This is a genomic window from Cupriavidus sp. GW823-FHT07A04, from assembly GCF_058794615.1.
On record NZ_JBXAHA010000010.1, the window covers coordinates 26,648 to 52,746 of the forward strand.

The following is a 26,099-nucleotide window of genomic DNA, read 5'->3' on the forward strand; positions in this document are numbered from 1 at the left end:
CAGGCGGAATGACCATGAGAGATGCATATATCGTCGACGCGCTGCGCACCCCGACCGGACGCCGCAAGGGCGGCCTGGCACACATGCACGGGGCCGACCTTGGCGGCTTCGTGCTGGCCGAGCTGGTGGGGCGCAACGCCATCCCGGCCGCGGAGTACGACGACGTGGTGTTCGGCTGCGTCGACACCATCGGGCCGCTGGCCGGCAATATCGCCCGCAGCGCCTGGCTGGCTGCCGGGCTGCCGCTTGCCGTGCCCGGCGTGACAGTGGACCGCCAGTGCGGTTCGTCGCAGCAGGCTGTGCACTTCGCCGCGCAGGCGGTGATGAGCGGCAACCAGGACGTGGTCGTCGCCGGCGGCGTGCAGACCATGACGCAGATCCCGATCTCGTCGGCCATGCTGGCCGGGCAGGCGCTTGGCTTCTCCGATCCGTTCTCCGGCAGCAAGGGCTGGCAGGCGCGCTTCGGCGACCAGCCGGTGTCGCAGTTCGACGCCGCGCAGCGCATCGCTGGGCACTGGAATCTGTCGCGCGGGGCAATGGAAGCCTACGCGCTGCAAAGCCACCAGCGCGCGGCCATGGCCATCGAGGGCGGCCGCTTCCAGCGCGAGATCGTGCCTTGCGCAGGCGTAGTCCATGACGAAACGCCGCGGCCCGATACCACGCTCGCCAAGATGGCATCGCTCGAACCACTGATGCCCGGCAGTGCACTGACCGCCGCCGTTTCCAGCCAGACCGCGGACGCGGCGGCGGCATTGCTGGTGGTCTCCGAAGACGCGCTCAAGCGCTACGGGCTGACGCCGCGCGCGCGTATCGCCCATATGAGCGTGATGGGTGACGACCCGCTGTGGATGCTGACCGCGCCCATTCCCGCCACGAAACGCGCGCTGGTGCGCAGCGGCCTGCGCTGGGAGGACATCGACGTGGTGGAGATCAACGAGGCGTTCGCTTCGGTGGCGATGGCCTGGCTGGCCGAGACCGGCTACCCGGCCGAGCGCACCAACCCGAACGGCGGCGCCATCGCGCTGGGGCATCCGCTCGGCGCCACCGGCGCGCGGCTGATGACCACGCTGTTGCACGAGCTGGAGCGCACGGGCGGCCGCTACGGCCTGCAGACCATGTGCGAGGGCGGCGGCCTGGCCAACGTCACCATCATCGAGCGCCTGTGAGCCGGGTTCCCGGGGCACTGGCGCAAGCAACGGACAAGGGGAGTAGCGACATGGGAATCTGCGACGGACGGACCGTCATCATCACCGGCGCCGGCGGCGGCCTGGGGCGCGCCTATGCGCTGGCCTTCGCAGCGGAAGGCGCCAGCGTGGTGGTCAACGATATTCGCCGCGAGGCGGCCGAGGCGGTATGCGCGCAGATCCGCGCGCAAGGCGGGCGGGCGCTCGCCAGCGATGACGACATCACGCAACTGGCCACGGCCCAGCGCATCGTCGATGCCGCGCTGGCGGCGTTCGGCGAGGTGCACGTGCTGGTCAACAACGCCGGCATCTGCCGCGACCGCATGTTCGTCAGCCTGAGCGAAGCCGACTGGGACGATGTGATGCGCGTGCACCTGCGCGGCCACTTCTGCCTGGCCAACCTGCTGGCCCGGCGCTGGCGCGACGCAGCCAAGGCCGGGCGGCCGGTCGATGCGCGCATCATCAACACCAGCTCCGGCGCGGGGCTGCAAGGCTCGGTGGGCCAGTCCAACTATGCCGCCGCCAAGGCCGGTATTGCCGCGCTGACGCTCGTGCAGGCGGCGGAACTGGCGCGCTACGGCATCACCGCCAATGCGCTCGCGCCGGCGGCCCGCACCGGCATGACCGAAGGCGTGTTTGCGGAGATGATGAAGGCGCCGGCCGAAGGCTTCGACTACTACGACCCGGCCAATATCGCGCCGCTGGTGGTCTGGCTTGGCAGCGCGGCTTCGCGCCATGTCACCGGCCGCGTGTTCGAGGCGGCGGGCGGCATGGTGGCGGTGGCGCACGGCTGGCGCACCGGCGCGAGCACCGACAAGGGCACGCGCTGGCAAGCGGCCGAGCTGGGCGGCGCGATCGACGCGCTGCTCGCCCGCGCCGAGCCGGCGCAACGCGTCTACGGCACCTGAGGCGGGGACGGACGATGCGCTTCACGCTCTCCCTGGAACAACAAATGATCCGCGACACCGCGCGCGATTTCCTGGCCGTGCGCAGCGATTCGGCGGCGGTCCGGCGGGTGGTGGATGCGGTTGCGGGCACGGCGCAGGACGGCCATGACACCGCCCTGTGGCGGGAAATGGCCGGCGAGCTGGGCTGGTGCGGCATTGCCTTGCCGGAGGCGGCCGGCGGCGCCGGGCTGGGCGCCGTCGAGCTGGCGCTGCTAATGGAGCAGATGGGCCAGCGGCTGGCCTGCGTGCCGTACTGGTCGGCCATCTGCCTGGCGGCGCCGGCGCTGGCGGGCAGCCTCGCGCCCGAGGCCGCCGCGCCGTGGCTGGCGCGGCTGGCGCAGGGCGAGGCGCGTGCCGCGCTGGTCTTGCCCGGCTGGATGGCGCCCGGCGCGGATGGCTCGCTCGATGCCGATGCGCTGACCGTCACTGCCGCCGCGGCCGGGCATGGCTTCGTGCTGGACGGGCAGGTGGCGCAGGTGTTCGACGCCGCCGGCGCGGACTGGCTGCTGGTGCCCGCGCGCCTGTCCGGCGACGCGGCAGGGCAGCCGGCGCTGTTCCTGTTGCAAGCGGCGGCGCTGGCAGGCCAGCCAGGCTTCGGGCTGCGCCGGCTGGCGGTGCTGGACCGTACCCGAGCGCTGGCGGACCTCGTCTTCGACGGGCTGCGCGTGGAGGCTAACGCTTGCCTGGCGCAAGGCGCCGGAGTGGCGGCGGGCGTAGGCGCCGCCGTGTGGCACGGCAGCCTGATGCTCGCCGCCGAGCAGCTTGGCGGCGCCCAGCAATGCCTTGACCTCACCGTGGCTTATGCCGCCGAGCGCATCCAGTTTGGCCGGCCGATCGCCGCCTTCCAGGCGGTCAAGCACCGCTGCGCGCAGATGATGGTGGCGGTGGAAGCCGCGCGCTCCGCGGTGCACGGCGCCGCGCGGGCCTGGCAGGCGGGCGCGGCAGGCGGCGCGGCAAGTGACAGGATCGACGCAGCCAGGCTCGATGTTGCCGCCGCGCGCCTTGCCGCCGGCGACGCCTTCGGCTTCTGCGCCCAGGAAGCCATCCAGTTGCACGGCGGCGTGGGCTTTACCTGGGAGTACGACCCGCAGCTCTATTTCAAGCGCGCGCAGGCCGCCGGCGGCTGGCTGGGAGGTGCCGCCGCCGCGCTCGCCCGGATCGCCGACGGCCTGTTGGCCGCATGAGCCATATCAGCAGCGCAAGGACAAGCATGGATTCGATGGAAAACCAAAATGCCTCCGCTGGCCAAGCGCAACTGCGCGCGGAGGTGGCGGACTGGATGTCCGCCAACCTGAGCGGCGAATTCGACTGCCTGAAGCATCGCGGCGGCCCCGGCGACGAAGAGGCGCATCCGGGGCTGCGCAAGGCCTGGGAGCGCCGCCTGGCCGAAGGTGGCTGGACCTGCGTGGGCTGGCCGCAGGCGCACGGCGGGCGCGGCCTGCCGGTGATGTCGCAGGTGATCTTCCAGGAGGAGTACGCGCGTGCCGGCGGCCCCGGCCGCATGGGCCATATCGGCGAAGGGCTGATCGGCCCGACCCTGATCGCCTTTGGCAGCGAGGCGCAGCAGGCCCGCTTCCTGCCGGGCATCCGCAACGGCACGGAGTTCTGGTGCCAGGGCTACTCGGAGCCGGGCGCCGGCTCGGATCTCGCCAATGTGCGCACCCGCGCCGAGCGCGATCCCGTCACCGGGGACTGGCACGTGAGCGGGCAGAAGGTGTGGACCTCGCTGGCCCACGAGTCGGACTGGATCTTCGTGCTGGCGCGCTGCGATGCGGCGTCGCGCGGCAACAAGGGCCTGGTTTTCCTGCTGATGCCGCTGGCGCAGCCGGGCGTGGAGATCCGCCCGATCCGCCAGATGGGTGGCGGTGTGGAGTTCAACGAGGTGTTCTTCGATGGCGCGCGCGCCGCCGCCGGCGATGTGCTGGGCGCGCCGGGCGACGGCTGGCGCATCGCCATGGCGCTGCTGGGCTTCGAGCGCGGCATCTCCACCCTGGGCCAGCAGATGCAGTTCACCCACGAGCTTGGCTGGATCGCCGAGGCCGCGCGCGCCAACGGCGCCTGGCAGGACGCTGCGCTGCGCCAGCGCATGGCGCGCGCCTGGGCCGGCTTGCGGGTGATGCGCTACAACGCGCTGCGCATGCTGGAAGGCGCCGAGGGCAGTGCCGGCGATGCCAGCGCGGCGCTGCAGCGCGAAACCCTGATCTACAAGTACTACTGGTCGAACTGGCACCGCGACCTGGGCCAGCTCGCGCTCGACGTGCTTGGCCCCAACGCCAACCGGATCGACGAAGCGGACGTGCGCCGCACGCGCCTGCAGCAGATGGCGCTGTTCTCGCGCGCCGACACCATTTACGCCGGTACCAACGAAATCCAGCTCAACATCATCGCCGAGCGCGGGCTGGGCATGCCCCGCGAGGCCAGAGGACAGTCATGACTGAAATGGCAGACAAGCAACCGGCCATGGCCGGCACCCCGATCCCTCCACCGGCCTATGTGGCCGGCCACCAGTTGCTGGCCGGCAAGAGCGTGCTGATCACCGCCGCCGCCGGCGCGGGCATCGGTTTTGCCGCCGCCCGCCGCTGCGCGGAGGAGGGCTGCCGCGCGCTGATGATCTCCGATATCCACGAAAGGCGGCTCGACGAGGCTGTGGCGACCCTGCGCGCCGAGACCGGCCTGCAGGCGATCCATGGCCAGCTTTGTGACGTCTCCGACCAGGCCCAGGTGCGGTCCCTGGTGGCGGCAGCCGAGGAGGCCCTGGGCGGCACCGATGTGCTGATCAACAACGCCGGGCTGGGCGGCTCGCGCCGCATAGTCGAGATGGACGATGCCGAATGGTCGCGGGTGCTCGACATTACGCTTACCGGCACCTTCCGGATGACGCGGGCCATGCTGCCGCATATGCAGGCGCGCCGCCGCGGGGCCATCGTCAACAACGCCTCGGTGCTGGGCTGGCGGGCGCAGAAGGAGCAGGCCCACTACGCCGCCGCCAAGGCCGGCGTGATGGCGCTGACACGCTGCAGCGCGGTGGAGGCTGCGGAGTTCGGCGTGCGCATCAATGCGGTGGCGCCGAGTATCGCCTTGCACGATTTCCTGAGGAAGTCGGCGCCAGCGGAACTGCTGCGGGAACTGGCCTCGCGCGAGGCGTTCGGGCGGGCGGCCGAGGTGTGGGAGGTGGCGAATGTGATGGTGTTTCTGGCTAGCGATTATGCGTCGTATATGACGGGCGAAGTGTTGCCAGTCAGCAGTCAGCGGGCTTAGCGGTTGTAGGGCAAGAAGCGAAGGAAGGAGAGCCATGACACGAGTATTCAATTCCGCCGAGGCGCTGATGCGCGCCGTGGGCGAGCCACTGGGCCACAGCGCCTGGACCCTCATCACGCAGGCGCGTATCGACGGCTTTGCCGAGGCCACGGGCGACCACCAATGGCTGCACGTGGATCCCGAGCGCGCGGCGCAAGGCCCCTTTGGCGCTTGCATTGCGCACGGCTATCTCACCCTGTCGCTGGTCAACCAGTTCCTGCCGGAGATCCTGACGGTCGAAAACCTGCGCTGGGGCGTCAACTACGGCTGCGACAAGGTGCGCTTCCCGGCGCCGGTGCGGGTCGGGAAGCGCCTGCGTGGCGTGGGCGAACTGGTGCGCGCCGAGGCGCTGCCCGGCGGCGTGCAGTCGGTGGTGCGCGTCAGCGTGGAAATCGAGGGCGAGGATAAGCCGGCCTGCGTGGCCGACACCATTAGCCGCTATTACTTTTGATCCTTCCAAGGAAAGCAGCATGAGAGAAGCAGTCATTGTCGCCGTGGCGCGTACGCCCATCGGCAAGGCATTCCGCGGCGCCTTCAACGATACCGAGGCGCCGGCGCTGGGCGGGCACGTGGTGCGCGCCGTGGTCGAGCGGGCGGGGATCGACCCGGCCGAGGTCGACGATGTACTGATCGGCGCCGCCGCGCAGCAGGGCACGCAGGGCTACAACCTGGGCCGGTTGTGCGCGGTGGCGGCGGGCCTGCCCGATAGCGTGCCGGGCATGACCATGGACCGGATGTGTTCGTCGGGGCTGATGACCATCGCCACGGCCGCGAAAAGCATCATCTGCGGCGAGGCCGACATCGTGGTGGCCGGCGGCGCCGAGTCGATCTCGCTGACGCAGAACAAGCACAAGAACGCCTACCGCGCGCAATCCGAGGCGGTGCTGGCCCGGCAACCGGACGCCTATATGGCAATGATCGAGACCGCCGAAGTGGTGGCGCAACGCTATGGCATAGCCCGGGAGGCGCAGGACGAGTACGCGCTGCGCAGCCAGCAGCGCACCGCCGAGGCGCAGCGCCAGGGCCTGTTCGACGACGAGATCGTGCCGCTGGAGACGCGCCGCGCGCTGTTCGACAAGGCGGGCGCACTTACCGGACATGAGACCGTGCGCCTCGCGCAGGACGAATGCAACCGGCCCGATACCAGCGCCGACAGCCTGGCCGCGCTCAAGCCGGTATGGAGTGGCGGGCGCGCGGTGCCGCAAGGGCTCCACATCACCGCGGGCAATGCCTCGCAACTGTCGGACGGTGCCGCCGCTGTGCTGCTGATGAGCCGCGAGCAGGCCGAGCGCCGCGGCTTGCGCCCGCTGGGCCGCTATCGCGGCATGGCCGTGGCCGGTTGCGCGGCGGACGAGATGGGCATCGGCCCGGTGTTCGCCGTGCCCAGGCTGCTGGCGCGCCACGGCCTGACGGTCAAGGATGTTGGGCTTTGGGAGCTGAATGAAGCCTTTGCGTGCCAGGTGCTGTACTGCCGGGACACGCTCGGCATTCCCGACGCGCGGCTGAACGTCAATGGCGGCGCCATCGCGATCGGCCATCCCTTCGGCATGTCGGGCGCGCGCATGACCGCGCACGCCTTGCTCGAAGCGCGCCGGCGCGGGGCTGCGCACGCGGTGGTGACAATGTGCGTCGGCGGCGGCATGGGCGCTGCCGCGCTGTTCGACGTGCTGTAGCGGCCATTGCCGGTGGCAGTGCGAGCGGCCAGCACAAGGCCGGCCATGCCCCCGGCACGGAGGAGACGACAATGAAACAAGTGATTGGCATCGCCATGTCGCTGACGGTATTGGCTGCCGCGGCATGGTCCTTCTCGCCGCGGCCCCTGCCTGCCTTCGCCGCCACCGCGCTGCGGGCGGATCGGCTGCAGCTCAATGGCATCGGCCGGTCCGGCGACCGCCTGGTGGCGGTCGGCGAGCGCGGCACGATCTTGCTCAGCGATGACGAAGGCGCGCACTGGCGGCTCGCCAGCGTGACGCCGGAGCACGGCGCCGCGCTCACGCAGCTTGTCTTTGCCGGCGGCAAGGACGATAAGGTCGGTGTGGCGGTCGGCCACAGCGGCTGGATCCTGCGCACCACCGACGGCGGCGAGCATTGGCAGCAGGTGGCCTTCGATGCGGCACAGTCGGACCCCCTGTTGGGGGTCTGGGGCCAGGCGACTAGCCCGTGGTTCGCCATCGGCAGCTTCGGGCGCTTCCTGGTGTCGCACGACCAGGGCGGGCACTGGCAGTCCGCAGCCACGCCGCTGATGCAGGACAAGCACCTGAACGGCATTGCCGGGGATCATCAGGGCCGCCTGATGCTGGTAGGCGAGAGCGGCCTGGTGCTGCGCTCCGCCGATGGCGGCGGCACCTGGGAAGCGGTCAAGATGCCCTACGCGGGCTCGCTCTACGGCGTGCTGCCGCTGCGCGACGGCGCCTGGCTGGTCTATGGCATGCGCGGCAACGTGCTGCGCAGCGCCGACTTCGGCGCGAGCTGGGAGGCCGCCGAGGTGGGGCTCAAGACCTCGTTCTTCGGTGGCGTGCAACTGGCCGACGGCCGCATCGCGGTGGCCGGCCAGGGCGGCATGCTGGCCGTCTCGGCGGACGGCGGGCGCCATTTCAAGCCGGTGGCGGGCGGCAGCGCGCAGACGCTGGCTGCGCTCATTCCGGCCGCAAGGGGGAATGCCCTGACGCTGGCCGGCAACGCGGGGATTGCCCGCTTCACCCTGGCCCCGGATGCCGCGCCCTGATCCTCTCCCCGCCACAGCAGCAGCGCTTAGCACCTCACCGCATTGCATAGAAGCGAGAACGCCATGACCCGCCCCGAAATCCCCGGCCCCCGGGCCCCCACCACCCGCCTGAGCCGCTTCGTCGCGCATTGCGCGGACCTGTTGATCCGGCGCCGCCGCCTGTTGCTGGTGCTGTGCCTGGCGATGACCATGGCGATGGGCTTGTCCGCCACGCGCCTGCGGCTCGATCCGGGCTTCAACAAGATGATCCCGCTGCAGCATCCCTATATGCAGGTGTTCACCAAGTACGCCGGCACGTTCTCCGGGGCCAATACCGTGCTGATCAGCCTGCGCTGGAAGGGCGAAGGCGATATCTACAACCCGGCCTTCATGGACAAGCTGCGTCGTGCTACCGACGATGTGTTCTTTATTCCAGGCGTGCGCCGCTCACATGTGTTCTCGCTATTTACGCCGAATGTGCGCTACACCGAGGTGACCGAGGTGGGATTCCGGGGGGATGTGGTGGTACCGGGCCGATACTCGGGTACCCCGGAGCAGCTCGACCAGGTACGCCGCAACGCGGCGCGCTCAGGCCAGATCGGCCGGCTGGTAAGCAATGACCTGAAGTCCGCGCTGATCCGCGCCGATCTGAGCGATGTGGATCCCGCTACGGGCAAGGCGCTCGACTACGGCAAGGTGGCACGCCAGTTGGAGCAAATCCGCACCGGCCTGGGCGGCACGGATGTGGAGGTGAGCATTATCGGCTTTGCCAAGCTTGTCGGCGATGTGGAAGACGGCATTGCCGGGGTGATGGTGTTCTTCGCGCTGGCCTTTGCGGTGACGGCGCTGATGCTGTTCTTCTACACGCGTTCGCTGCGCATTACCCTGCTGGCGCTGGTGGTGGCGCTGCTGCCGGTGGGGTGGCTGCTAGGCTTGCTGCCGCTGCTGGGCTACGGCATCGACCCAATGTCCATCCTGGTGCCGTTCCTGATCTTTTCCATCGGCGTCTCGCACGCGGTGCAGATGACCAATGCCTGGAAACAGGAAGTGGTGCAGGGCAATGACCCGGTCGAGAGCGCGCGCGCGGCCTTCTGCAAGCTGTTTCTCCCCGGCACGGTGGCCTTGCTGACCAACGCACTGGGTTTCATGGTCATCATGCGTATCGAGATCGAGATCGTGCGTGAGCTGGGCATTACCGCATGCCTCGGCGTATTGCTGATGATTGTCACCAACAAGGTGTTCCTGCCGCTGCTGCTGTCGTACACGCGACTGGAGCCCCGCGTGGTGGCGGCCGCCAGGGCGCGTGCCGGGCGGCATGGCACCTTCTGGAACCGGTTCGGCCACTTTGCCCGCCCGGGGCCGGCACTGGTGGTGTTCGGCGTGTCGCTGGCGCTGTTGGCGTTCGGTGCGGTGCAGTCACGGGGACTAAGGGTCGGCGATATCGGCAACGGTGCCCCGGAACTGCGCGCCGACTCGCGCTATAACCGCGATAACGCGCAGATCGTCGGCCAGTACAACATCGGCGTGGACGTACTCACGGTGGTGGTGGAACCCAAAGGCTTTGACGACGCCTGCCTGCACTATCCGGTGATGAGCGCGGTGGAGCGCTTCGAGATGAACCTGCGCGGTGTGGCGGGTGTGCAATCGGTGGTGAGCGTGCCGTCGCTCGCCAAGGTGATGATCGGCGCCTTCAACGAAGGCAATCCACGCTGGGAGGCGCTGCCGCGCAATAGCGATGGCCTGACCCAGGGCGCCAAGGCCTTCGATCCGGAGAACGGCATGAACACCGCGAACTGCCAGGCCATCCAGGTGTTGATCTACACAGCCAATCACGAAGGCGCCACCATTGCCCATATCGTCAAGGAGATCCAGCACCTGATTGCCGCGGACAAGACGCCGAACGTGGCGTTCCGCCTCGCCGGCGGCAATATCGGCGTGATGGCAGCCACCAACGAAGCGGTGGACGAAGCCGAGGTAACCATGCTGCTGGCGATCTTCGGCGCCATCACGCTGCTGTGCCTGCTGACCTTCCGTTCCTGGCGGGCCGTGCTGTGCATCATCGTGCCGCTGACGCTGGTGTCCGTCCTTTGCAGTGCGCTGATGGCGTGGCTGGGGATCGGCCTGAAGGTCTCGACGCTGCCGGTGATCACGCTGGGCGTAGGGGTTGGCGTGGACTATGGCATCTATCTTTATGAGCGCATGCAGCACCAGTTGCGCCATGAAGGGCAGAGCCTGCCGCAGGCGTTTGCCGAGGCCATGCGCCAGCGTGGCAATGCCGCCTTGTTCACCGCCATGACAATGTGCATCGGGGTGGGTACGTGGGCCTTCGCGGCGCTCAAGTTCCAGGCAGACATGGGCATCCTGCTGGCCTTCATGTTCATGGTCAACCTGTTCGGCGCCGTCTTCCTGTTGCCGGCGCTGGCGAGCTGGCTGGGCGTGGAAGAGGAGGAACGCCGGCCGGCCGGCAACAAAGCCCGCGGCGCGCAGGCACGCGTGGGCAAGATGGCCGGTAGCGAAGGGCGCCCGTTCAAGTCCGACGCGGCCTGAACCGCCGGGCCTTCGCGCGGCCGGCCCGTCATCATTTGAAGAATCTGCTGCAATTCGGCGGGGGCGGACGCTTACAATTCACATCTCGATCTGGACATCGCGAGTGCACTCCTCGCGATTCGACATAGCGTCCCGCGGATGGCCGGGCCGGGCCGTGGGGCAGTCATCAAACGATAGTAGCCGGCGGCCCTGCCGCATGAGGCAGGGCGTGGCGTGCCAGGCGCGACATAGCATCGCGCAGGAAGGAGAATAAGATGTCGCAGCAGGCCCCCACTGATGGATCGCCGTTCTCAACGATCCGGATCGGCCCCCTTGCGTTGCGCAACCGCCTGATCAAGGCAGGTGCGAACGAGGGCATGACACCGCAAGGATTGCCGACACAGGCGCTGGTCAAGCATCACCGGGATATCGCTGCCGGTGGCATCGGCATGACGGTGGTCGCGTATGCTGCCGTCGCGCAGGAGGGGCTGACCTTCTCGCATCAGCTCGTCCTGACCCGCGAGGCCATACCGCATCTGCGGGTGCTGACCGACGCGGTGCATCGTGAGGGCGCTGCGGCTTGCCTGCAGATTACGCATGCCGGCTCGTTTACGATGATGCGGCATGGCGGGAGCCGCGCGCCGCTGACCGCATCGGCCGGCTTGAATGCCTTCGGCATGATGTATGGCGTGTATTTCCAGCGCGCCATGGGCGAGAGCGATATGTCCCGGGTCGCCATGCAGTTCGCCGATGCTGCGCGCCTCGCGCGGGAGGCGGGCTTTGACGCGGTCGAGATCCATATGGGGCACGGCTACCTGCTCAATCAGTTCCTGTCTCCGCTCAGCAACCGGCGGCGCGACCGTTTTGGCGGTGAAGTGGAAAACCGCACGCGCTTCCCGGCGATGGTGCTGCGCCACGTCAAGGACGCCGTCGGGGCGGAACTGGCGGTGTGCTGCAAACTGAGTGTGGTTGACGGTGTGCCCGGCGGCAACGAGGCAGCGGATTCCGCCATCACGGCGCGCATCCTGGAAAGGGAGGGGGCTGACCTGCTGACGCTGAGTGGCGGACGTAATGTCGAAAGCCCGTGGGTGTTGTTTGGCAGTGCGATGCCGACGGCCCAGATGAAAGCCACGGCGCCGCACGCGCTGGCCAGGCTCGGCATCTCGATTCTGGAGAAGCGTACCCCGCGCGAGCTGAAGTTCCGTGAACTGTATTTCCTTGAGGCTTCCCGGGTGATCCGCCAGGCGGTGCGGATGCCGCTGGCCTATATTGGCGGCGTGAAGTCGCTGGACAATGTGCGGCAGCTGTTGGGCGAGGGCTTCGACTGCGTTGCCCTGGCGCGGGCGCTGATCCATGATCCCGCCCTGGCCGATCACTGGCGAACCGGCGCGGTGACACGTTCGGCATGCGACAGCTGTAATGCTTGCGTGGCAAAAATCTATGATCCCGCCGGCGTTTCCTGCATTTACGGGCCACCGGCGGATCCCAGGCTGACCACGATACTGGCTGCCGCGCAGGCTGATTGATGCGTGACTTCCGACCACCGATGCCGGGCCGATTTCGCCCGGCTTCCCGACGCCACGCCCGGACCGACGCGCTGTCAGCCGGTACTTGATTTCCTGGCAAGCCAGTCCTGTTGCGTCATGATCGTGCGAAAGCCCAGGTGCGACATGGCGCTGAACGGGTCCGACCCTCTCCTTGCGCTGACCCGGTAGCTGGTGCAATAAGTCTCGCTGCACAAAAAAGAGCCGCCCCGTATGACTCGCTTGGGGGCGTCGACGGGTGCCCCTGCATCGTCGGGGTCATATGAGTCGACGGGGCCTTGGGGGTCCAAGGCTTGTCCTTTGCGGGCCGCGATGGCGAACGCGTCGGAGCGATACCAGTCAGCCGTCCATTGCCAGACATTGCCGGCCATATCGTAGATGCCATAGCCGTTCGGCGCGAAATTGCCAACGGGCAATGTGCCGACCTGGACCTTTTCATTGCGGCTGACAACCGGAAACTGACGCCCCCGGTCGTCCCACGTATTGGCCATCTTCTTGCCATCGGGAGTGAGCTCGTCTCCCCAGGCGTAGTCCGCTTGTTCGAGGCCGCCACGCGCGGCGAATTCCCACTGCACTTCGGTCGGCAGGCGCCTTCCAGCCCAACGGGCGTAGTTCAGCGCGTCAACGTACGACACCTGCACCACAGGATGATTCTCCCTATCGGCCAGATTGCTATGGGGGCCGAGCGGATGCTGCCAATTTGCCCCAGGCACATACCTCCACCAGCGCGACCAATCGCCCAGGTCGACGGGTTCGTTCGTGCCGACAAACACCATGCTGCCGGGGACAAGCGTCCCGGGATCGGGCTCTGGCGTGCCGGGCGGCAGTTGCGGGCGTATGTCTTCCCACTTTGGTTTCTGCTCAGCTGTCGTGACGTACCGAGTGGCTTCGGTGAAGCGTCTGAAATCGGCGTTTGTCACATCGAAACTGTCCATCCAGAACCCGCTGACTTGCACGCGGTGGGCCGGTCCTTCGCTGGGAAGGGCCCGCTTGGATGAACTGCCCATCAAGAATGTCCCCCCAGGGACCCAGACCATGCCTTTGGGGCCTGTCACCCCATCGCCGATCGCGGGCCCCTTGAACTGGCCTGTCTTGGAAGAACCCCTGAAGTATTTCGCGCTCAGCAGTCCAGCCGCGCCGGCAACTCCGGTTGCCAGTAATCCCGAGATAAGCGCTCGGCGTTTCATGGTATTTCCTAATCCTTTTTTGTCGCAGCGTCCCGCGGTCTGTCTGGGCGTGCGATGAATTTAGTGGGTTGATTCCTGGCCTGGCTCATCGATGTCGTCCACGTTGGGCGATAGAGGAGGAGCCGCCGACTATCCGATGATCGCGATGATACAACTGCCTGGCATCGTCTTCCCGGACTACCGAAGCATTTATGTGTGCCATCTCCGGGCTCGCTTTGATCGGCTACGCCCACCGCGTGCATCTTTCGCTGTCTAGTCTGAAGAGACGATGAGGCATGGCCCTGGGCTATGTACTGTGGAACGTGCTAAATCAAAAGGAGGAGACATGCCTGCACCTGGCTACAAAATTGAATCCCGGCCGCTGGAATCGCGGTATGCGCGCGGCTGGCATTGCCTTGGGCCGGTCGCGGACTACCGCGACGGGAAGCCGCACACACTGAACATCTTCGGCCGCCGCCTTGCCGCCTTTGCCGATTCCGCCGGCACCATTCGCATCATTGATAGCTATTGCCCGCATATGGGCGCGGACCTTAGTACCGGTACCGTGCAAGGCGACCAGCTGGTGTGCCCCTTCCATGGTTGGCAGTGGGGCGGCGATGGCGCTTGCAAGTCGATCCCTTACTGCAAGCGAGTGCCGCCGAAGGCGCGCATCGGCAGCTGGGATACATGCGAGCAGAACAATCTGCTCTTCATCTGGCACGATCCCCAGGGCAACGCACCTCCACCCGAGGTGGCGATCCCGCGCATCGAGGCATGCTACTCGGAGCAATGGTCCGCGTGGGCAATCGACAAGATGGTGATTCAAACGAACTGCCGGGAATTGGTCGACAATATCTCCGATATGGCTCACTTCGACACCGTGCACGGTGCGCCGATCGACTACTTCGCCAATCTGTTCGAGGGCCACAAGGCCACGCAAGTGCTGGTCGGCCGCAGCGCCCGACTCTCCGCCGGAGATTGCCTGACCGCGTTATCCACCTATTTCGGCCCGGCGTACCACATTACGGAAATGCGTGGCCAGATGGACGGTCAGCCGATCCATTCGATTCTGCTCAACTGCCATGTGCCCATCGACATGAACAGCTTCGAGCTGCGCTATGGTGTCCTGGTAAAGAAGGTCCCCGGCCTTTCCGACGAGCAGAATGAGGCGATTGCGCAAGCCTACGTGGAGCAGGCGCGCAATGCCTTCTACGAGGATGTGGCCATCTGGGATTCCAAGATCCGCACCGACAATCCGCTTTTGTGCGAGGGAGATGGGCCCATCTACCAGATGCGGGACTGGTATAGCCAGTTCTATATAGACGCCGAGGAGGTACGGCCAGCCAGTGTCGGGCGCAAGGTGATCGAGATGAATATAGCGGGAATTGATGCGCCAAAACTGCATCATGTATTTGAAGCGTAGGAGGAAGAGGGCGCTGCCGTCTCCGATCCGGAGGTGGCAGCGGATTTCTAGGGGACAGCCTGCTAGAACTTGTGACGGATGCCAAGCACCGCACCGAACTGGTTTTCCGAGCCGGCAACCGTGCCGAAGCCGCTGCCCTGGACGGAGCCGGTGCCACCTGCGGTCAGACCCAGATTCGAACCATCCTTGTTCTTGGTGTAACCGAGGTTCAAGTAAGCATCGGTACGCTTGGACAGAGCGTAGTCAGCCGATGCCACGAAGCTCCACGGATCCGCATTGGTGCCCCGGAAGTCCTGGAAGTAGGCAACGCCTGTCAGGGACAATGCCGGGGTCAGCAGATAGCGCAGACCCAGCCAGTACAAATTCGAGACGTTGTTAGGGCCGAGGTTGCCCGGCAGCGTGGCGCCACCGAGCGCCTTGGCCCAACGATAGCCAGCGTAGGCCTTGACGGGGCCGATGGCGTACGAACCGGCCAGGCCGGCGCGGCGGATTTCGGCATCCGTCAGGGCACCGGTCGCAGCCGCGCCGGGATTGGTCGAGTCGTAGATGGCGCCGACAGCGAACGGACCCGCAGCGTAGGTCAGGCTGGCACTGTACTCGCGCCCGATCTTCGGGCTGCCAGGGACCTCACCAGAGGCGCCGGCGCCGGTGTTCGCGCCAAAGCTGTACAGGGCCCTGGCGGACAGGCCACTGAAGGTGCCGACGTACTTGACCGAGTTATCGGCACGGCTGCCGAAAGCGGCGTCCTGCCCCAGGATCGAGTAGTTGGTGCTGACGGCCATCGGGTCGAAGTCAACGTTGAAATCATGGAACGGGGTCTGATGCCGGCCCAGGGTCAGGGCGTTCCATTTGTTCTGCAGGCCGACATAGGCCTGGCGACCAAACAGACGGCCTGAGAAGGATGACTTGCCGTCGTCCACCGTGAAGCCGTTTTCCAGCACGAAGACTCCCTTCAGGCCACCTCCCAGGTCTTCCACGCCGCGCAGGCCCCAACGGCTGCCGGCCAGGTTGCCGGAGGTCAGGCGCGTCACGTCATGGTTGCCGCCGGGCTGGTGGTTTTGGTATTCGATGCCCACGTCAATCAGGCCATACAGTGTCACGCTTGACTGGGCATAGGCACTACCCGCGGCCAGGACGGCGACGGTGGCTGCAAAGTGTCTCATTTCCATGTCGCCGCTCTCCTTGTCAGCTTATCGGGGAACCTCTCTACAGTACTTGCCTCGGCAAAAACAGTGCGTGCATTGCCGTTGGAATAATAGCCCTTTCCCGGCCGAAGGTGTCGCCAGGCGACGCTCCCGCAATGTCTGCGCCCTGCGTGCCATCAGGCGTGCGCCGCTACTTCCCGTCGCCAACGTTCACCCGCTTCGTGGAGAAGATGCCGCCGATCAGCAGATCCCCATCCTCGAGCAATGCGGTAATGCCGCCCCAGGCGTTCCATTTGCGGCTGTCGTCCGGGAACGGCCAGCGGGCCTTGATGGCGCCGGTATCCCAGTCAAGGCCTACGTACTCGTAGTTGCCGTTTTCCTTGTTGGCGAGGTAGATCATGTTGCTCTTGGCGGAAATGACAGGGACCATCACATCCGTGTTGTCGATCTCCTTGTTCACCCAGGCCTTCTCGAATGACTTCGTCCGAGTGTTCCAGTTGAACTTGACCACCCCACGCGGGGCGGGCCGGGTCAGGCCGGGCGTTATCGCGTTGCCCCATATATCGGGCGCGGGCTTCGGGTAGGAGTTATTCAGCAGGGCGACGCCATAGCCCAGCACCTCCGGTGACGGCTCGACCGTGGCCTTGGATATCTCCAGCGGAATCTGATCAGCGATGCGTGCGGACTTGGTGCCCGGCTTCTGCTTGAATCCGGGCGGAATCCGGTCGCGCCAGAAGGCCACGAGGTTGGCTCCCTTTTCATCACCGTCGGCAATCACAACCAGCTTGTCTGGGTCGTTGCCGAAGCCCATCAGCGTCGGCGTGGTGCCGGATCCGCCAGAAGTCGTCAGAGCGCCGGCAGCGATGGCCTGCGCCCTGCTCATGGTGTTGTAGTCGGACTGCCAGCCACCATCGGCTTCATCATAGGACAACTTGTTGCCGGTCCAGACGATCTTGAGCATGCGCTTGGAGGTGACCACATAGATGCCGCTATTCTCGTCAATGCAGATGCTGTTTTCGATCGCCTCGCCCGGCAGCAGCAGCGTGCTCTTGAGATTGAGGTCGCGGTCCAGCAGGAGCACTGCGCCATGCGCCGCGGCAACGACATCGCCGGCGTAGGTCATGCCCATGCCGATGATGGCTGATTTGCGCATGTCCTCAGGCAATGCCTCCGAGAAGTCCCGGAATTTGACGACGCGCAGTGGCTTCTTCGGATCATTGTCGTCGGTGGACTTGAGGATCTTCAGGCCACCAAAGGCCGCATAGTGAACGCCATCCTTGTCAATCATGTTGTAGGCGCCGTTGGCCAGCGACTGGCGCTTGAAGCCCAGTTCCTCCATCTTCCCCGACAGTGCCAGCAGCTTGGCGTCATCATTCGCGCGCCGAGCGGCATCGACTTCCTCCAGTGCCGCCCGGATCTTCTCGCGATTGGCATTCGTGGCCAGTTTCTCCATTCCAGGGTAGGGCAGGAGTGAGACCAGGTCATAGGCCTCACCAGTCGCGTCGATCTTGCTGATGCCCTCGACGCCGGCAGCGAAGATGATCGTCTTGTCGCCGATCTTCTTCACTGTGGGATTCGAGGTAAAGACGGTTGGAACGGACTTCACATCGTCTGTCGACAGCCTGCGGCCCTTGGTTGGGCCGGCATGCGGGACGGAATCGGTCGCGGCCGGATTGTCGTGCGAAATGGGATAGACGCTGTCGGTCAGCCACGGGTTGCGGCCCGGGAAGGTGGCGTTCTCTTGCTGGGCGGCTTGCGCGCACGTAAGGCTTGCTGTGGCAAGCGCAACCGCGGTCGACGCGAAGAGCAATGCTCTCATTGGGTAACTCCGTGGATAAGTATGGCTGTGATTGTGAGGTGAGGCTGACGAATTGAGGTTGTTCGGCGGAGCCATTCAATCGGCGGAATGCACGATGCGCTCACGCGGGCGTGCCGCCCGGCGGCTTGCTGTGGCCAACAACGCCAATGTGAAGGTGGCGGGGACATCTGGGCGCAGCATCTTGCCGGCATTGCGGCACGGATCTGACCAGGCCCGTCGGCATGGAACGTACACTATGGGACGCTGCGGTGATTCAGGAGGGCAACCGCGGCAACCCCAATGCTCTGCCGGCAGGTGTCGTCGCAAGACGCCTGCATGATAGCCGCGCCATTGGTTTCTTCGCCGGCCAGGTGTGCGTCGCGTCTGATCGCGCTCTCCGGATCAAAACCAGGCCGGGCAGACGGCAGGCCCTCAGCAAACGCAAGACCCAGGGCCACGGCCGCACCGGCCCCAAACAGACTACCCGCCCGCAACCATGCTCTCATTGCTGTCTCCTCTTGCTACCGCCCACCATGGGCAGGTGCCGACTCCTGTTGTACCGTTAGGGCCGGTCTCTTGATCGAAGCATATTTGCGGGATCTGGAGTCAACATCGTCCAATCGGACTATGCACATATGTGCGTCATGGGTAGCTTTAAGGGGGCTCTGCAAAGCCGTTCAGCCAACCGCGGCTCGGAAGTGTTTTTGTGGCAGCAAGAGGAGGGTTAGCCCGGATTGCGTATAGATCCCGCGGGGGTAAACGTTCCAGCTTCCCTCTGGTCGTTAAGCTCTGGGCAACGTCGGACTTCACGGTTTCCAGCCCGTCTCAATCTACTGATGGGCGGGGATTGCCTCCGCCGATTTTCTCTGCCGCGATCTGATTCGCGGCGATGTAGCCAAAGGTCATCGCCGGCCCGATAGTCGAACCTGGTCCGGGATAGGTTTTTCCCATGACCGCGGCCGAGGTATTGCCGATCGCATAGCATCCCTCGATGACGCTGCCATCGGGACGGAGGACGCGGGCGCAGGCGTCAGTGCTCAATCCGCCCTTGGTGCCGATCTCGCCGGGATCGATCCGCAGCGCGTAGAAAGGGGCGCGGTCGATCGGGCCCAGGCACGGGTTCGGCTTGGAGGAGATGTCGCCATAGTAGCGGTCGAAGATATTGCTTCCCTTGCCGAATTCGAGGTCGGTACCATCCGACGCATAGGCGTTCATTTGCGCGACAGTCGTGGCAAGGCCGCGTGGATCGACGCCGATTTTTGTGGCCAGTTCGGCCAGCGTTCCGGCGCGATAGATGACATGGTCCAGCCAGCCATGCGGAATCCGGGAGTCAGGCTGTATGCTGCCGGGAAGCAGCACGCCGCAGGGATAGCGTTTTCTATACTCCGCGTCGAACACGAGCCATGCCGGCACATTCGCATTTGTTTGCGCATGGTCGGCATACATGGCGTGGATGATGTCCGGGTACGGCGCTGCTTCGTTGACGAAGCGTCGACCGAGCCGATTGACCAGCACGCATCGCGGCAATGAGCGCTCCACGAAAAGCCCGCGTTGTTTTTCCTCCCCGGGAACCCGTACCGTCGGCACACCCCATGTGTATCCCATCAGCGAAACGTTCGCGCCGAGCTTGAGACCGGCCCGAATTCCATCTCCGGTATTGATGGGCGGGGCGGCTGTCCATTCGGCTTGCGTGGGCTTCGGCAGGTATTGGTCGCGCATTTCCTGGCTGGATTCGAAACCTCCACAGGCGAGCACCACCGCGCATCGCGCGCGTACGTTGTACTCGCGTCCCTGCCGCTCCACCGCCACGCCGATCACGCGGGCATCGTGCGCGTGGAGCGTGCGCATCGGGGTGTTGAGCCACAGTGGTATGGACCGATGTGCGAGTGCCGCACGCAGGCTTGCGACCAAGGCGTTGCCAAGCGTCAGCCGGCGGTCCCTGGGCGTTCGGCAGCGCCAGCGCAAATCCGTTGCGTACCGGAACGCGAGGCGTGCCAACAGGCCGAGCCAGCCGGACTCCTTCGCTACGATGGTGTGGGCTTCGATCTGCGTCAGCGCTATGCGCCCGCCGACCAGGGTGGCGGGCGATGGGGCGCGGAGTTCGTCAAATGCATCGCCGAGCCGGCGCGCGTCGAATGCCGCTGGCTCCATGGTGCGGTAGCCCGGCTTTCCTCCCGTGCGGTCCGGATAGTAGTCGGGATAACGGGGCACCGCGTGGAAATGCGTCTGCGCCTGCGTGGCGAGATAGTGGACCATCTCCGGCCCGTTTTTGAGATAGGCATTGATTCTGCTCAGATCGAAATCTTCCCCTATGACATCCCGGAGATACGCCACCGCTTCCTCATAGGAGTCGTTGCCGCCGAGAGATTGGATCTGATCATTGCAAGGGATCCAGATTCCGCCGCCGGAAATAGCCGTCGTGCCCCCATAGTGCGGGCTTTTCTCGATGAGGAGCACGGTCAGACCGAGATCGTGTGCGCGCAGCGCGGCCGTCATCGCGCCTGCCCCGGAACCGGCGACCACCACGTCGTACGTTGTATCCCAATTCACGGCCGGATTGCTGTTGTTCATTGGCTTGCCTTCAACGTTAAGTGTTTTCCAGGTGACCTGTACCAGTCAGTGGTTAGGCGGGCCGAAGTACGCCGGTTCAGAGGTCAACAAGTTGCCCGTTTCCGAGCGCGGCAAAGCGCATCGGGTGCGGCCACTATGGCACATAAATACAGAAATGAGTCAAAACAATGGCACAAAAAATATTCTTTGTGCAATACTGGGTGAAGGCGCTACGGCAATGCCGGGATCACACTGCGATCAAGAGCGCATCACTCCGCAAGAGGCAAGGTTCCGAATGAATAGACAACTTCGCTGGGGAGACGCCAGCCGAATAGACAGTCCCGAGCAAGGGCGCGTCCTGATTCTGAGGTCCACGCTCGACTGCATGGCCGAGATGGGTATCGAGGGTTTCACCGTGGATGATGTGGCCAAGCGCGCCAACATTTCACGCAGAACCCTTTACCGCTACTACAGCACCCGGAATGATCTGATCCAAGCCGCGATTGACGCGGAAAACGGCGTCTTTTTCGAGGAGATGCAGCGTAGCTTGTCGGGCTACGAGGGGGATTTCGAGGGGTATCTCGAAGAGTGCGTGTGTTTTGCCGTGAAGTACCGGCAACGCCTCGCCGGGCTTCGTCAGGACTACCTGGCCAGAAGCGTTACGGCGGAGGTGTTTCCCTACATCCTCGAGAACATCAAGCCCATGTGGCACAAGGTGCTGGCTGACCGCTACCGCGATTACGTAGAGAAGTCAGGCGCGACGCCAGCCTCGCTGGACGACATCATTGCGCTGGCTAGCCGCATCGGGCTTGCCTATAGCCTGGTTCCTGCGGACGAGGGTGCGATTCGCCGGCAGATGCGGATTCTCCGCGGCGTCCGGCCTGGTAGGACTGCGTGACTTTGTGCGGCATTCCGCCCGCATGACAGATTCACATGTGAACGAAAGACGCTTCCCCCCTCTGCCCGCTTGTCGGTGCGCAACTGGCGCCGATCGGATGACCGATGCGGAGCGATAAACGGCACGCCTTGCGCTCCCGTGGCGCTGGTGCTGGTATGTCTATCAAGACGCAATTACAGGAGCCAGTCAATGAGTCGCACATCGTATCGCCACCTGTTGGCGCCTGGCCGAATCGGCACGATGACACTACGCAACCGCATCGTCGTCACCGCGATGGGTGCGAGCCTTGCGGAGCCAGATGGCCAATGCGGTGAGCGCATCGTGCGCTATCACGAATCGCAGGCCAAAGGGGGGGCGGGGCTGATCATCACCGGCGTCGCCGGCGTGGCTTGGCCGACCGGTGCCAATCAGGTGAACCAGATCGCCATTTCGGACGATCGCTTTCTTCCCGGCCTGACCGCTCTGACCGAAGCCGTCCACGCGCACGGCGCAAAGATCGCCGCGCAGTTGCACCATGGCGGGTTGATCGGCGTGGAGGATATGCTTGCGGGGCGGCCGGTGTGGGCGCCCTCCCTGCCTGAACCTCCCACTGGCGATTTCACCGAGGCGTTCTTGCTCGAAGAGTTGGCCGAGGCGCCGTTCGGCCGCATCACCAGTGTGACGATTCAGGTCATGACGAAGGCCGACATCGACACGCTGATCGCGCAATTTGCCGCGGCCGCGAGCCGGGCGCGGCGGGCCGGCTTTGACGGCGTCGAGATCCATGGCGGGCATGGCTATCTCCTGTCGTCGTTCATCTCGCCCACGACGAACCGGCGTACCGATGAATATGGAGGCCCGCTGGAAAATCGCGTCCGTCTCCTGGTCGAGGTGATTCGGGCCGTGCGTACGGCGGTTGGTCCCGATTTTCCTGTGTGGTGCAAACTCGACTCGCGCGAGGAAGGCATTCCAGGCGGCATCACGATTGACGAGGCGGTGCGCACCGCGCGGATCGTCGAGGAGGAGGGGGCCAACGCGATCACCGTGAGCGCCTATCACGACGCGGGCAAGCCGAAGTTGCATTCGGCATCGCATACCCCGCATGAGCCCGGGATCAATCTTCCGTTTGCGGCGCGGATCAAGGCAGCGGTCAGCATTCCGGTCATCGCGTCGGGCCGGATCGAGCCCGCGCTGGGCGACGAAAGGATCGCCGATGGCTCGATCGATTTCGTCTCAATGGGGAGAAAGTTGCTAGCCGACCCGCATCTGCCGCGAAAGCTCACCGAAGGGCGGCCCGATGACGTACTGCCCTGCATCTACTGCTACACGTGCATTAGTGCGATCTACGTTGGCAAACCGCTGCGCTGCGCGGTCAACCCCGAAATCGGTTTCGAGTATTTGCATCGTCAATCGCCGAAGGGAGGCAAGCGGGTCGTGGTTATCGGCGCAGGCCCTGCTGGCATGGAGTCGGCGCGGCGGCTACGGTTGGACGGGCATCAAGTGACGCTGCTGGAGCAGGCCAACCAGCTGGGCGGCACGTTGCGTATTGCCGCGCTCGCCTATGAGGCCAACGAGCCACTGCTCGACTGGCTCCGGCGCCAGGTTGAATCGTCACGAATCGACGTGCGCCTGCGCACACAAGCGACGCCTGAGCTGCTGCGCACGCTATCCCCGGACGTCGTTGTCGTTGCAACCGGTGCGGTGCGCGGATTGCCGCCGATACCAGGAAACGACCTGCCGCACGTCATGAGCGGGGACGACATGCGCCGCCTGATGCTTGGTGAAGGCTCACAGGAACTGGCGCGCAAGGTCGGGTGGGCGACACGCATGGCATCAAGGATCGGTGCGGCGAGCGGCCTGACCTCGAATCTCGATTTCGTTCGCCAGGCGACCCGGCAATGGATGCCGTTGGGCAAGCACGTCGTGATCATCGGTGGCGAACTGGTCGGTCTCGAACTGGCCGAGTTCCTGTCCGAGCGCGGACGATTGGTGACAGTCGTCGATGAGGCGCCGCGGTTCGGCGCGGGACTGACGATAGTCCGCCGGATGCGGCTGCTTGCGGAGCTTAAAGAGCACGGCCTTGGTCTCTTTCCGGGTGCCTCGGACATCCGGATCGAACCTGACAGGGTTTGCTTCACCGACCAGGCAGGCAATGCGCAGGCGGTCAATGCGAATACTGTCATCGTGGCTAAAGGTGCGGCAGGTGACTTGACGCTTGCCAGGCAGTTGGAGAGCGAAGGCTTCAAGGTCCATGAAGTCGGCGATTGCACCGGCATCGGCTATATCGAAGGTGCTATGCGCGGTGCGGCGAGAGCGGCGAAGGAAATCTCGCAAATATGACTCCCGGCTTTAGAGCGGTGCCCCGGCTGGGTGTTGCGGGATTCCCCTTAGTCTGCCCAGACGAAGCGGCTCGCCGGGCCGGTGACTAGTATCAAGCAAGAGGCCAAAAAGCGCTCGGGAGACAGCGTTGATTTCGCCTTTTTCTTTTTTCCTCTTTTTCACTCACGAAACCGAATACCATGACAACTACCATCATCACTGGCTCGGCCTCCGGCATGGGCGCGGCCGTACGCCGGCGCCTGCTGGCGGACGGAGACAGGGTCATCGGCATCGACCTGCGCGATGCCGAGATCCAAGCCGACCTCTCCACCCGGCACGGACGCGAGGCCGCTATCGATGGCGCGCTGTCGCAGTCCGGCGGCAGGATCGACAGGCTGATCTGTTGCGCTGGTCTGGGCCCGCATGTCGATCCTGCGACGCTGGTCGCCTCGGTCAACTACTTCGGCGTGGTAGCCATGCTGGACGGCTTGTTCGCGGCATTGCGGCAGGGCAAGGCGCCGTGCGCCGTGGTGGTGTCGTCCAATTCGGCCACGCTGCAGTCCTGGGCGGGCAGCCCGCTGCGCGACGCCTACCTGGCGGGCGATGAGGACGGCGTGCACGCCCTGGTGCGCGCGGCGCAGGAGGCGGGTGGTGAGCAGGCCGCCCAGGCGGGCTATCTGGCGTATGCGAGCGCGAAGAACGCCGTCGCGGCAGCGGCACGGCAACGCGCCGCCAGCTGGGGGCGGGCCGGGGTGCGCCTGAATGTGATTGCGCCTGGCGCGGTGGAAACGCCTATGCTGCAGGCTGGCCTGCGGGATCCGCGCTATGGCGATGCCATCCGCGACTTTCTGCCTCCCCTTGGGCGGCGCGCGCAGCCCGATGAGGTGGCCGCGCTGATCGCGTTCCTGTGCCGACCCGAGGCGGCATATCTACACGGCAATGTCGTGTTCATCGACGGTGGCGTCGACGCTGTGCAAAGGCCGCTGGAGTTCTGATCCGCACGGTCGCCGGGCCGGCATCCAAATTGGGGGGGGGCGGCCCGGCCGGTTGTCGGAAAAGTCAGTCGAGGTCGAGTTAGCGGGTGGCACAGCTTATCCCCGCCTTGCTTTTCGCTGTAGCGCTGGATGGTAGCGTGCAAGTAGGGCCCGCTGCGCCCGCATTCGCAAGGGGCATCCCAGCCGCTCAAGGTAACTTCGTCGCCGGTGATCAAGTCACCCCAGTAAGAATCCGGCGACAGATCAATGTGGCTATCTCTAGCGCTCCATCTCGACAAAAAGCGGAGCGCCTTCCTTTGGTGCCGGGCGTATTTAGGCAAACCGGCCTCCGTCCGTGATCACATCGACAGCATTAGCCGTGCCTCGTCGTTCAGGTCCGCGACGCGACGAACGCCTGGTCACTATGGCGATGCCAATCTGCCTACGAACACTATCCGTTGGGATAGTTCGCGGCAATCAGACTCGTGCGAAGAATCGTAAATTGCGCATACATGTCGTGCACCAGGTAGAGATCGCGGCGCCGAGTCCAGGCCTGCCCTGACTGTGGGTCATAATTCAACGGCAGGGCGACTTCCTGCGCCGCGTAAGCGTCCATGCCGCGCGCTTTGGACGTCTGTATGCATCGCTTCGCATGATCCCGGTGACCAACGACGGCCACTTTACCCATTGCTGTCGCTGTACCCTCAAGCGCGACAATCGCGGCTGCCACGCCATCGGTACTCAGGTAGGTAATAGAGCCATCCGCCGCGATAACGGGCTCGACCGAATGGAGGTCAGGCAGTTGGTATTTTGATGTCAGAAACCGTGCAATTTCCCATTGCGCGTATACCTTAACCGGCTTCATCTGGTAGATCTTGTACACCGCATCTGCGAGTGACTCATTGATAGGGCCAGGATCAGGCAGTGCGGCTTGGTTGGCGCCATTACTGGAGGTGTTTCCACTGGCAGCGTTGGGCCTGTTTCCAAAGCTGTAGGCAACAATTCGATCGACCTGTGCCGCCGGAATTGTTGGTAGATCCCAGGTGAAGCCGATGTCCATCAGGTAAGGCTGAATGACATTGGCGATCGACGCATCGGTCAGTTCCGTCGTCAGCTTTCCAATCATCTGCCTCTTGAGTTCAGCGTCGGACATTGTCGGAACATCTGTGACAGCGGCGTCACTGCCACCACAAGCACTCAGAGCTGTTGTCAGCAGCGGGAGCGTTACTGCGGTCGAAGTGGAAAGAAGAAATTTGCGGCGTGTAGACAAGAGAACCTCTAATTGGGGAGCGGGAGACTAGTTTTTTACCGCACCACCATTACAGGTTGATGTACCAATAGGTTGTGTGGGGAGAGAGCAGGTGTACCACATCATTCAACCGTTCGATCTTCTCTATGCCTTGCTCGTCCGCCAGCCACAATCCACTTACACATCCGACGTACCGGCTCGATGCCGTCCTGTGGCATTGCCGTATCCTCGAAGAGTGCCGCAGCGCCGAGCGAGGGCTGCTCGACCGGGTGAGAACATCTGCGGTATTGCCTCACGGAAATACCGCCGAATGGATTCGGAAATCCCCGATGTTTGGCAGGAGAAATGATAATCGGCCTGTAGGTGAGGTTTTTCCGAAAGGATCAATTACTTTCC

19 protein-coding genes are annotated in these 26,099 nt (G+C 64.9%); 14 read left to right on the top strand and 5 right to left on the bottom strand.

From position 1 onward, the window contains the following. Nucleotides 1-14 precede the first annotated feature (14 nt). The 10 genes from AC1Q7Q_RS18295 (at nt 15) to AC1Q7Q_RS18340 (ending at nt 12,184) form a co-directional block, all read left to right on the top strand. On the top strand, nt 15-1,166 hold the full coding sequence (locus AC1Q7Q_RS18295; RefSeq protein WP_492376428.1) for an acetyl-CoA C-acetyltransferase: 1,152 nt from the start codon (nt 15-17) through the stop codon (nt 1,164-1,166). Between the two features lie 50 nt (nt 1,167-1,216). Next, entirely contained in the window at nt 1,217-2,092 is an 876-nt protein-coding gene (locus tag AC1Q7Q_RS18300; RefSeq protein WP_492376429.1) for an SDR family oxidoreductase, read from the top strand. Between the two features lie 44 nt (nt 2,093-2,136). Then, nucleotides 2,137-3,315: an acyl-CoA dehydrogenase family protein gene (locus AC1Q7Q_RS18305; protein ID WP_492376430.1), complete on the top strand. Its 1,179-nt coding sequence runs from the start codon at nt 2,137-2,139 to the stop codon at nt 3,313-3,315. Between the two features lie 35 nt (nt 3,316-3,350). Next, the gene (locus tag AC1Q7Q_RS18310) at nt 3,351-4,565 is read left to right on the top strand and encodes an acyl-CoA dehydrogenase family protein (protein ID WP_492376431.1); all 1,215 of its coding nucleotides are present in this window, start codon (nt 3,351-3,353) and stop codon (nt 4,563-4,565) included. A gap of 5 nt (nt 4,566-4,570) precedes the next feature. After that, nucleotides 4,571-5,389 carry an SDR family oxidoreductase gene (locus AC1Q7Q_RS18315; RefSeq protein ID WP_492376435.1) on the top strand — a complete coding sequence of 273 codons (819 nt, stop codon included), beginning with the start codon at nt 4,571-4,573 and terminating at the stop codon, nt 5,387-5,389. 34 nt (nt 5,390-5,423) lie between these two features. After that, nucleotides 5,424-5,879: a MaoC family dehydratase gene (locus AC1Q7Q_RS18320; protein ID WP_492376432.1), complete on the top strand. Its 456-nt coding sequence runs from the start codon at nt 5,424-5,426 to the stop codon at nt 5,877-5,879. A gap of 19 nt (nt 5,880-5,898) precedes the next feature. Then, on the top strand, nt 5,899-7,101 hold the full coding sequence (locus tag AC1Q7Q_RS18325; protein ID WP_492376433.1) for an acetyl-CoA C-acyltransferase: 1,203 nt from the start codon (nt 5,899-5,901) through the stop codon (nt 7,099-7,101). Nucleotides 7,102-7,172: 71 nt separating this feature from the next. Further along, nucleotides 7,173-8,153: a WD40/YVTN/BNR-like repeat-containing protein gene (locus AC1Q7Q_RS18330; protein WP_492376434.1), complete on the top strand. Its 981-nt coding sequence runs from the start codon at nt 7,173-7,175 to the stop codon at nt 8,151-8,153. A 63-nt stretch (nt 8,154-8,216) separates the two neighbouring features. Continuing rightward, nucleotides 8,217-10,679, top strand: a complete 2,463-nt coding sequence (locus AC1Q7Q_RS18335) for an efflux RND transporter permease subunit (protein ID WP_492387195.1) — start codon at nt 8,217-8,219, stop codon at nt 10,677-10,679. Between the two features lie 254 nt (nt 10,680-10,933). Continuing rightward, nucleotides 10,934-12,184 (top strand): NADH:flavin oxidoreductase, encoded by a 1,251-nt coding sequence (locus AC1Q7Q_RS18340; protein WP_492374309.1) that lies wholly within the window; start codon nt 10,934-10,936, stop codon nt 12,182-12,184. A 74-nt stretch (nt 12,185-12,258) separates the two neighbouring features. Here the strand turns inward: AC1Q7Q_RS18340 and AC1Q7Q_RS18345 are convergent, their stop codons facing one another. Continuing rightward, nucleotides 12,259-13,389 (bottom strand): formylglycine-generating enzyme family protein, encoded by a 1,131-nt coding sequence (locus AC1Q7Q_RS18345; RefSeq protein WP_492374310.1) that lies wholly within the window; start codon nt 13,387-13,389, stop codon nt 12,259-12,261. 325 nt (nt 13,390-13,714) lie between these two features. Between AC1Q7Q_RS18345 and AC1Q7Q_RS18350 the strand changes: the two genes are divergently transcribed. Beyond that, complete coding sequence (locus tag AC1Q7Q_RS18350; protein WP_492374311.1) at nt 13,715-14,791, top strand: 3-ketosteroid-9-alpha-monooxygenase, oxygenase component; 1,077 nt, start codon at nt 13,715-13,717, stop codon at nt 14,789-14,791. Between the two features lie 62 nt (nt 14,792-14,853). Here AC1Q7Q_RS18350 and AC1Q7Q_RS18355 read toward each other — a convergent pair whose 3' ends face one another. From AC1Q7Q_RS18355 to AC1Q7Q_RS18365, 3 genes are all read right to left on the bottom strand, one after another. Then, nucleotides 14,854-15,960 carry a porin gene (locus AC1Q7Q_RS18355; protein WP_492374312.1) on the bottom strand — a complete coding sequence of 369 codons (1,107 nt, stop codon included), beginning with the start codon at nt 15,958-15,960 and terminating at the stop codon, nt 14,854-14,856. Between the two features lie 166 nt (nt 15,961-16,126). Beyond that, nucleotides 16,127-17,746, bottom strand: coding sequence for a hypothetical protein (locus tag AC1Q7Q_RS18360; protein ID WP_492374313.1), 1,620 nt, complete (start codon nt 17,744-17,746; stop codon nt 16,127-16,129). An 813-nt stretch (nt 17,747-18,559) separates the two neighbouring features. After that, on the bottom strand, nt 18,560-20,305 hold the full coding sequence (locus AC1Q7Q_RS18365) for an FAD-binding protein (protein WP_492374314.1): 1,746 nt from the start codon (nt 20,303-20,305) through the stop codon (nt 18,560-18,562). A gap of 274 nt (nt 20,306-20,579) precedes the next feature. Here AC1Q7Q_RS18365 and AC1Q7Q_RS18370 point away from each other — a divergent pair, with 274 nt between their 5' ends. The 3 genes from AC1Q7Q_RS18370 to AC1Q7Q_RS18380 all read left to right on the top strand — a co-directional run bounded on the left by AC1Q7Q_RS18370 (nt 20,580) and on the right by AC1Q7Q_RS18380 (nt 24,475). After that, nucleotides 20,580-21,182: a TetR/AcrR family transcriptional regulator gene (locus AC1Q7Q_RS18370; RefSeq protein WP_492374315.1), complete on the top strand. Its 603-nt coding sequence runs from the start codon at nt 20,580-20,582 to the stop codon at nt 21,180-21,182. 189 nt (nt 21,183-21,371) lie between these two features. Next, a complete protein-coding gene (locus AC1Q7Q_RS18375) occupies nt 21,372-23,501 on the top strand; it encodes an oxidoreductase (RefSeq protein WP_492374316.1) in 2,130 nt (709 codons plus the stop codon). A gap of 179 nt (nt 23,502-23,680) precedes the next feature. Further along, nucleotides 23,681-24,475, top strand: a complete 795-nt coding sequence (locus AC1Q7Q_RS18380; protein ID WP_492374317.1) for an SDR family oxidoreductase — start codon at nt 23,681-23,683, stop codon at nt 24,473-24,475. 430 nt (nt 24,476-24,905) lie between these two features. On the opposite strand, the gene AC1Q7Q_RS18385 is transcribed toward AC1Q7Q_RS18380, so the two are convergent. Continuing rightward, nucleotides 24,906-25,724, bottom strand: a complete 819-nt coding sequence (locus AC1Q7Q_RS18385; protein WP_492374318.1) for a hypothetical protein — start codon at nt 25,722-25,724, stop codon at nt 24,906-24,908. Between the last annotated feature and the right edge of the window lie 375 nt (nt 25,725-26,099).